This is a genomic window from Caballeronia arationis, from assembly GCF_001544975.2.
Classification (GTDB): domain Bacteria; phylum Pseudomonadota; class Gammaproteobacteria; order Burkholderiales; family Burkholderiaceae; genus Caballeronia; species Caballeronia arationis.
The window spans coordinates 23,793-30,350 of record NZ_FCOG02000073.1; the positions used below are offsets into that span (position 1 = coordinate 23,793).

The window sequence follows — 6,558 nt, forward strand, 5'->3', positions numbered from 1 at the left end:
CGCGCCAATGCGGTTGGCTTCTGCGCTAATTCCGCTAATGTGGCGATGATGATAGCGGGACAAGAGCCATGTGCCATGAAACCCCTGCCACACAAGGCCTCTGGCCTGCTAGCTGTGGCACACCTTGGCTGAGCCTTGGAGCGTTGAGTTCGTATGGTCGAAAAAATTCATCAAGGTGACCCACATTAGCCGCGTTAATGCACCCGTTAGCGGAAATAGCGAACCTCAACAGAAGCCGTTAAAAATCCTGGGATGTTCTTTGCCATGACCATGACACGCGTCGCTGTCCAATCCATGGAAACTGCCGCTGAGCGAGCTCGTGCAATTCCTGGTTCAAGAGGGCAACGCGCACTTGCACGACACTGTGCGCTCCCGCGCAACTCCAGCGCATATGTTGGCTCTTGCACATTCGTCGGCCAACTATCCGATTGATCGACGATTCGACGAAGCTGGTAGAGATTCGCCGACCCACGCGCTGCCATCTGCGATAGTCGATCAACGACTCAAGATTGCTCTGGAGATAAGTGACCACATTCATGAGCCTGCAGCGCGCTTGCTTGGCTTGGCGGCTCGCGGTTGAATCACGCTTCTCGCGCAGCTCAAGCAGCCGATACAGCTTTTTTGCGTGCTTCTGCCAACCCACCGTTTCTCCGGTCCAGACGAGGCTGCGGAAGCGGACGAACAGATCCCGCAGTTCGAATGCCGATCCGTTGGTCGTGAGCTGCCCATACGCCAGAGGCGTGATGGCTTGATCGACGTGTCGCAACATGCGCCCGATGTGCGCCCAGTCGAGGACCCATTCCGCTTCGAAGCAGGGTGCCCGATCGTGCCCGCGATTCTCGCGCTCGGCGCGGCCGTGCGCTACGCCGAGGAAATTGGCATCGATGCGATCGCCGAGCGCGTGGCCGAACTGACTGCCTACGCGGTCGAGCAGTTCTCGACGCTGCCTGGCTTCGAGCTTTACGGCCCGAAGCACGTCGCACAGCGCATCGGTATCGTGCCGTTCAACCTGCGCGGCGTCGATCCTGCCAGGCTCGTGTCGGCACTCGAAGCGCAGCACTGCATCATCGAAGCAGGCAGCTTCATGGCCGACGCGATCCTCGCGCGATACGACGTGAGCACAATGGCGCGCGTGTCGCTGCACTACTTCAATACGCGCAACGAGATCGACCGCGTCGTGCGCATCATTCGCGAGACGGTCGCCTAAGCGCTGGCAACCCCATTCAATCCAGGAACACGCCATGACCCAACGCATCCTTCTGATGAGCAGTTCCCGCAAAGACCAGCTTGGTTATCTCGAACACGCCACCGCGCAGATCCACACGCTCCTCAAGCACGAGCCGCGCAAGGTGCTCTTCGTGCCGTTCGCCGGCGTGACGTTCAGCTTCGACAGCTACGAGGACATCGTCAAGCCCGTGTTCCAACGCCTCGGCTATGAGCTCGAATCGATCCACCGCAGCGCCGGCCCGATCGCCGCGATCGAGCAGGCAGAAGCCATTGCCGTTGGCGGCGGCAATACCTTCGCGCTGCTCAAGCGCATGTACGACGCGGGCGTTGTCGACGCGATCCGCGCAAAAGTCGCGGCCGGCACGCCGTACGTTGGCTGGAGCGCGGGCAGCAACGTCGCATGCCCGACGATCCGCACGACCAACGACATGCCGATCGTGCAGCCGCCGACGCTGCGAGCTCTTGGACTCGTGCCATTCCAGATCAATCCGCATTTCATCAGCGGTAAGCCGGCTGGTCACAACGGTGAAAGCCGCGAAGAACGTCTTGCCGGGTTCCTCGAAATCAACGCGCCCGAGCAGGTGTTCGCATTGCCTGAGGGCTCAGCGCTGCTTTCGGACGGAGTGAACGGCACCGTGCTCGGTGAACGCGGCGCACTGCACTTCTCCAGCAGTTCGAGCATTGCGAACCTCTCGGAGAATGAGACATTCGCGCTCACCCGCATCACGGGGCCGGCCAACCTCGCAAATTGGCCGCAATTCGCCAACTAAAACAGGTTCTCTACACGACGGTAAAATCAGGGTGTTGAAGAAATAATGAAAAAGCAATTAGTACTACCTACTCTTTCGATCGGCACTATCTTTAGCGCGCATGCACAGTCGAGCGTGACGCTCTACGGCGTTGTCGATGCAGCGCTGAGCTATCAGACCAATACGAACCCGGCTGGCAAGTCGACCTTCGCATTGCAGCAAGGAAACGAAGGCTTTCTGTCCGGCAGCCGCTTCGGCTTCCTGGGCAAGGAAGATCTTGGCAACGGCTGGCACGCTGGCTTCACGCTCGAGAATGGCTTCCTGATCAACAGCGGCAAGCTCGATCAGCAGGGCCAGTTGTTCGGCCGCCAGGCATTTGTAAAGCTGGGCAACGACACGTACGGCGACCTCGCTCTTGGCCGCCAGTACACGACAGCGAACACCCTGCTGTACTACGTCGATCCGCTGGGCGTCGGCGCCGCACCGACAAACTCATGGCAGGTTTATCTGACCGGCCAGCGCTACGACAACGCGCTCACCTACACGGGCACGTACGGACCGGTGCAGGTGCTCGCCCAGTATGCAATGGGTGGGATCGCCGGCAACACGCGCGCGCGTTCCTCAATGGGCCTCGGGATCAAATATGCACGAGGCCCAGTTGTCGCAATCGCCGACGCCCAGCAGACGAACGACTCGCAGAGCCGGCACGCCGATATCTAAATGGGTGGTGTAAAGCTCACGCTCGGTAACGCAGATCTCTTTGCGAACTACCTGCACAGCAGCCGCGAGGGTGGGTTTGATTCGTCGAATGGCGGCACAGACACTGCGTCCATCACAAGCATGACTTCCGGCTTGCCGAGCGCGGCAGTCGCTATCAACTCGGTGTTTGCAACGCATCGCAGCGACGACTTTGGGACGCTCGGCGTGAACTATCGCCTGACGCCGGCGTGGATCCTCACCGCGGCTGGCATGTACGACCATACCCACGCGAACGAATTCAGCGGTTCTCGTGCGACCTTCTACAGCGTCGCCGACTACCTCCTGAGCAAGCGTACGGACGTCTACGTCGCTGCTGCGTACGAGCATGTCTCGGGGAACTGGTCGGGGTTGTTCGGCAATGCGACTACCAACGCCCAGGCGACTGCTGGCACCGCTCTGAACGGCCGCAATGATCAGGTGTCTGCGCTCGTCGGACTTCGTCACAAGTTCTAATCCATTTGGCCTGCCCCGTTGCGGGGCAGGCGTCCATCCATTTATAAGACAGGAATAGACTACAGCATGTCTCTGCAAGGCGTTGTCACGTTGCTGGGGCGGTCGCGTAAGATTGCGCGATGAAGAATACAAAATCTCTCAATCACGGCCACCGCTTTCCGGCGGTGGTCATCAGCTGCGCCGTGCGCTGGTATTTCCGCTTTCAATTGAGCCTGCGCGACATCGAGGAATTACTGTTCGAGCGCGGGGTTGTCGTCAGTTACGAAACGATTCGGCGCTGGTGCGACAAATTTGGCTCGGGCTTTGCCCATCGCGTGAAGACTGCTCGCCGCAAGCCCGGCACCACGTGGCATCTGGACGAAGTGTTTGTGACGTTGCGCGGCGAGCCTTATCTGCTGTGGCGGGCAGTCGATCAGCACGGCGCCGAACTCGATATCCTGCTGCAGAAGCGTCGCGACAAGGCAGCAGCTAAGCGGTTTTTCAAGCGCGTGCTTGCCTCTTGCCCCGAAGTGCCACGCAAGATCGTCACCGACCAGTTACGCAGCTATCCCGCCGCGAAAGCCGAAATCCCCGAACTGGCAAACGTCAAACACGTCTTCGTCAAAGCCAACGCCCGGTTGAACAACCGAGCCGAAAACAGTCATCAGCCTACGCGTGAACGGGAGCGCCGTATGCGTGGGTTCCGCGATCCGGAACGTACGCAGGTGTTCCTGTCGAGCCTCGGCCCGATCAGGCAGCACTTCGCGCTCAAGCGACATCTAATGCGCGCCTCCCTTTACCGCAAAAAACTCGGCGAACGCTTTGCGGCATGGCATCGCTTCACTGAGCTCGCCCAAGATCCGTCCGCTTTCTGAGCAAGTGTGCATCCCCTGCGAACTTGCGCCTCCAACACTTTAACGTGACAACGCCCGCTACAAGCTTAGCCTGCGGGATCTTGTCGAGATGATGGCTGAGCGGGGTTTGTCACTCGCGCACACGACGATCCTGCGTTGGGTGCGGCGTTATACGCCCGAATTTGTCAAACGGTGGAACCGTTTTAGCACGCCCACAGGACAGTCGTGGCGTGTCGACGAAACGTACCTGAAGATCCGCGGCAAGTGGGTCTACCTCTATCGGGCGGTGGATCGAGCCGGCCAGACGGTAGACTTCATGCTGCGCGCCAAACGCGATGTGGCAGCAGCAAAAGCATTTTTCAACAAGGCCATCAAGCATCAGGGGCAGCCACCGAAAACCATCACACTCGATGGCTATGCGGCCTCGCACCGCGCCGTGCGCGAGATGAAGGCAGACGGCTTCTTGCCTGCGGGCACCGCGGTCAGATCTTCGAAGTACCTGAACAACCTGATCGAGCAAGACCATCGCAACATCAAGTCCCGGACGAAGGTCATGCTTGGCTTCAAGCGGTTCAGGAGCGCCACGACCACGATTTCGGGCATCGAGTTGATGCATCGCATTCGCAAGGGTCAGTTCAATCTTTCGATGTTCGACCTCAAAGACACCCCTACGCCGACCGTTTGGAATGCGGTCCTCTCGGCTCAATAAGCCATCCTATCAAAATCAACCTCTTCCACCATTTCCGCTATTTGCACCAGAGCCCTTGAAATGTGGGGAAACCTTAGTACAAGGGGCGGGGCCGTATGGCGACTCGCATGGTGACCGAAACCTCCGGCTTCGATTGACGGGGAAATTGTCCGTTTCGCGTGTTGGGCGAGAAGTGAGATCTGCTGCAATAACGCGTCAGGGCGTTGCCACGTTAATGAGTTCGAACGCGAATGCGAAGAGGACATGCATTTCACAGAAATAGGACGCATCTTGGGTGACCTCACTAATTCGATGCCACGCCGCCAAGCGTTTTCCGAGTTGTTTGCGGTAAGGGGAGGCCGCGCGGTAGATGTCAAGCGGCGCTCCTGCGCATCCCCGACATCGTCACAACCGCGTCGATCAGTTCTTGTTCGTTAATCGGATCCTCTTTCTCTCTGTCGAAATCGAACGCGATCTTGCCGAACTGCTAACAAAAGCCCGTGGCTGCCCCTTCTACAATGCCGGATCAGTATCACCATGGTCGAACAGATCCGAGGCCGCACGTGTTCTGCCAGGATATCCTGGCATAGCACCCCTTCGGACCTGCGATAAAGTATCGGGCGACAACCACGCTTCTTCGATCGCGTGGGGACCGCCCTGGATCATCTGCTGCAGGAAGAAGGACTGCCTTCGCCCTGTCGCGTCCGCCAGCACGCGTAACCTCTGTTCGATGACTGGGTCGATGCGGACCGCGACGACCTTCATTTTGATCCCTGCTCTTCTTATCAACGACTACATACTCGTGGCCAGGGATCCTGTTATCCGGTGTGTGGGTCGCCGGGGCCACCTCGGGCTCGCGAGACGATATCGGCCGCGCCGGCTCGCGCGTAGTGCAGCACCAGTCGCTCAATCTCGCCACGCCGCGCTTCAACATGCCGTCTACCACGGCTTGAATTACCTTGAGTCGATCGAGACCAGAGGACTTCATACTCGGACTAACTGACAGGATATTTGTAAAGGGTTAGGAATACTGTCTTGCGCAGCCTATATATCAGCCCGACTATGAACACTGCATCCATCGAAAGGCCAATTTCGTGACCGATCAGTTGGCTTTGAACACTCCAAGAAGAATCGACCTCCGATAAATCGCTGCTTAATGCGGTTAGCGGATTAATGAGGAAGTCTTTGAACGCCTCATCCGTTGACTTCATCTTCTTCCAGTGCAGGCTGCATGGTTCCGATTCCGTACCATTCCCGGTAAGCGCAATCTCATTCCAAGTTGACATAGTGCTCTCCATTGATGTTAGAAAGAGCTAGTGTACTGCGTCATAAATAATGCTACTTAATCGAGATTTATGAGTCTCTGGTTTCATGGAGGGAGAACTAATGAGAATCGCGGCTAAAGTTGAGTTAAGCGAAGCACAACGCAAACAGTTAGAGATGTGGGCTACTGGCCGGACGATCCCGGTTCGACTCGCGGAGCGCGCCAAGATGATTTTGCTCGCAGCACAGGGCAAGACAGACAAAGAGATCGGTGCAGACCTTGCTATCTGGCGAGGCACGGTGGCGCGCTGGCGTGGTCGCTTTATCGCTGACGGGGTGACGGGGAACGGGATGAGACTCGACCCGGGCGCAAGCCGAAGATCTCCGCGCGCAAGGTCAAGACCGTCGTGGCGCTGACGACGCAGCAGCGTCCGGATAACGCCACGCATTGGAGCACACGCAGCATGGCAGCGGTGGCCGGTGTAAGTGCGGCGAGCGTGCGGCGCATCTGGCAAGCGCACGGCCTCAAGCCGCATCGGTTAGAGAGCTTCAAGGTATCGAACGACAAGCACTTCGCCGAGAAACT

The 6,558-nt window shown here is 58.2% G+C and carries 4 protein-coding genes and 4 pseudogenes; 6 read left to right on the top strand and 2 right to left on the bottom strand.

The genetic code is table 11. The features are described from left to right. Positions 1-238: 238 nt before the first annotated feature. A pseudogene (locus AWB81_RS47075) lies at positions 239-811 on the bottom strand (ISKra4-like element ISBusp5 family transposase); the annotation flags it as partial. A 15-nt stretch (positions 812-826) separates the two neighbouring features. Here AWB81_RS47075 and AWB81_RS47080 point away from each other — a divergent pair. The 5 genes and pseudogenes from AWB81_RS47080 to AWB81_RS29035 all read left to right on the top strand — a co-directional run. Next, positions 827-1,207, top strand: a complete 381-nt coding sequence (locus AWB81_RS47080) for an aminotransferase class V-fold PLP-dependent enzyme (RefSeq protein ID WP_235025952.1) — start codon at positions 827-829, stop codon at positions 1,205-1,207. Between the two features lie 34 nt (positions 1,208-1,241). Next, positions 1,242-1,997, top strand: coding sequence for a dipeptidase PepE (gene pepE / locus AWB81_RS29020; protein WP_062640056.1), 756 nt, complete (start codon positions 1,242-1,244; stop codon positions 1,995-1,997). A gap of 45 nt (positions 1,998-2,042) precedes the next feature. Beyond that, positions 2,043-3,188 (top strand): annotated as a pseudogene (locus AWB81_RS48530) (porin). 119 nt (positions 3,189-3,307) lie between these two features. Further along, positions 3,308-4,042, top strand: coding sequence for an IS6 family transposase (locus AWB81_RS29030; protein ID WP_062640058.1), 735 nt, complete (start codon positions 3,308-3,310; stop codon positions 4,040-4,042). Between the two features lie 55 nt (positions 4,043-4,097). Further along, positions 4,098-4,730: pseudogene (locus AWB81_RS29035) on the top strand (IS6 family transposase); the annotation flags it as partial. A gap of 974 nt (positions 4,731-5,704) precedes the next feature. On the opposite strand, the gene AWB81_RS29045 reads toward AWB81_RS29035, so the two are convergent. Then, on the bottom strand, positions 5,705-5,995 hold the full coding sequence (locus AWB81_RS29045; protein ID WP_062640064.1) for a hypothetical protein: 291 nt from the start codon (positions 5,993-5,995) through the stop codon (positions 5,705-5,707). 100 nt (positions 5,996-6,095) lie between these two features. Here AWB81_RS29045 and AWB81_RS29050 point away from each other — a divergent pair. Then, a pseudogene (locus AWB81_RS29050) lies at positions 6,096-6,558 on the top strand (helix-turn-helix domain-containing protein); the annotation flags it as partial.

Bases quoted from the DNA above. Each gene is read 5' to 3' on its own strand.
- pepE (WP_062640056.1), top strand. From the start codon at position 1,242: ATGACCCAACGCATCCTTCTGATGAGCAGTTCCCGCAAAGACCAGCTT.
- AWB81_RS29030 (WP_062640058.1), top strand. From the start codon at position 3,308: ATGAAGAATACAAAATCTCTCAATCACGGCCACCGCTTTCCGGCGGTG.
- AWB81_RS29045 (WP_062640064.1), bottom strand. From the start codon at position 5,995: ATGTCAACTTGGAATGAGATTGCGCTTACCGGGAATGGTACGGAATCG.